Origin of the sequence: Methylorubrum suomiense (assembly GCF_022179765.1) — a bacterium.
GTDB classification, from domain to species: domain Bacteria; phylum Pseudomonadota; class Alphaproteobacteria; order Rhizobiales; family Beijerinckiaceae; genus Methylobacterium; species Methylobacterium suomiense.
The window spans coordinates 1-1,137 of sequence record NZ_BPRE01000046.1 but is presented as its reverse complement, the minus strand read 5'-3'; the positions used below and the strand labels follow the sequence as shown (position 1 = coordinate 1,137).

2 protein-coding genes are annotated in these 1,137 nt (G+C 68.1%); both read left to right on the top strand.

Annotated elements, in window-relative coordinates; all coding sequences use genetic code 11:
- Positions 1 to 414: class I SAM-dependent methyltransferase (locus tag MFF26_RS26350; RefSeq protein ID WP_238308969.1), on the top strand; the 414-nt coding region annotated here is incomplete at its 5' end.
- Between the two features lie 4 nt (positions 415 to 418).
- A complete protein-coding gene (locus tag MFF26_RS26345) occupies positions 419 to 748 on the top strand; it encodes an HNH endonuclease (protein WP_238308968.1) in 330 nt (109 codons plus the stop codon).
- Positions 749 to 1,137: the final 389 nt, after the last annotated feature.

Here is a 1,137-nt window from a genome sequence, read left to right as displayed (position 1 = left end):
TACGGCTGCCCTGGTCAGGTCGCCGAAATGGACTTCCTGAAGCTGCACGGCGCCCCGTTCGGCGTCGACTGCATCGTCACGAATCCTCCCTACAAGCACGCCCGCGCCTTCGCCGAGAAAGCCGTCGAGCTTTGCCCGCGGGTGATGATGCTGCTGCGGCTCGCCTTCTACGAAGGGATCACGCGCGGCTCTCTGCTCGACACCGGCACGCTGGCCCGCGTCCACGTCTTTCGGAAGCGGCTGCCGATGATGCACCGCGACGGCTGGGACGGCCCCAAGGCTACCAGCATGACGGCCTTCGCCTGGTTCGTCTGGGACCGCTCCCATCGTGGTCCGACGACGCTCGGCCGCCTGTCCTGGGAGGACTTCGTCGACGAGCTTGAACCCCAACCCCTGCCGGTCGCGGCGGAGTAGAGCCATGGCCATTCGATCGGAAGTCCTACGGGCGATGCTCGCGGCCGGTGCTTCGGCGGAGATGCTGGTCGCGGCCGTTGAGGCTGACGAGAAGCTCGCACACGTCGTCGTCTTGGATGGTCGCACGATCCCCGTCGATGTCCGCGACGAGGTCCTGGCTCGGGACGGACCGGTTTGCCGGTACTGCCAGCGGGTCACCTCCACGCCGCAGCTCGACCACGTCATGCCCTGGAGCCGAGGCGGCCGCACCGACGCGACCAACCTCGTCGTCTCCTGCAAGCCCTGCAACACGGCCAAGAAGAATCGCACCCCTGAAGAGTGGAGGGGCGAATGAGCATCGCCGACTTGATCGCGCAGATGCGCGCCGCCGGGGCATCTCTCGATGTGATCGAAATCGCCGTTCGCAGCCTGGAGACCGCTATGGAGTCGGAGCGGGCTAGGGACGCCGAGCGGCGGGCGAAGCAAGCTGCTCGGGTGCGTAAGCATCGGGAGACCCACCGTAAGGGCGTTACTGTAACGCTACCGTCACGCGACGGTAACTTACCCCCGTCCTCCCCCCCGGATGGCCCCCCGCCTCCCCCTGCACCCCCTCCACCCCCCCTTAACCCCCCCCGCCAACCCCGGTTCCGAGCCTGACGGCTCGGCCGGCGATGCCGGGCAGGCGGGCAGCGAGGCGGCGGAACTGGCTCGGTCGAACCGGCAAGCCCTGCTGACGATCGGCGT

Excerpts from the sequence above, each read along its gene's own strand:
- MFF26_RS26345 (WP_238308968.1), top strand. The coding sequence starts at position 419 with ATGGCCATTCGATCGGAAGTCCTACGGGCGATGCTCGCGGCCGGTGCT.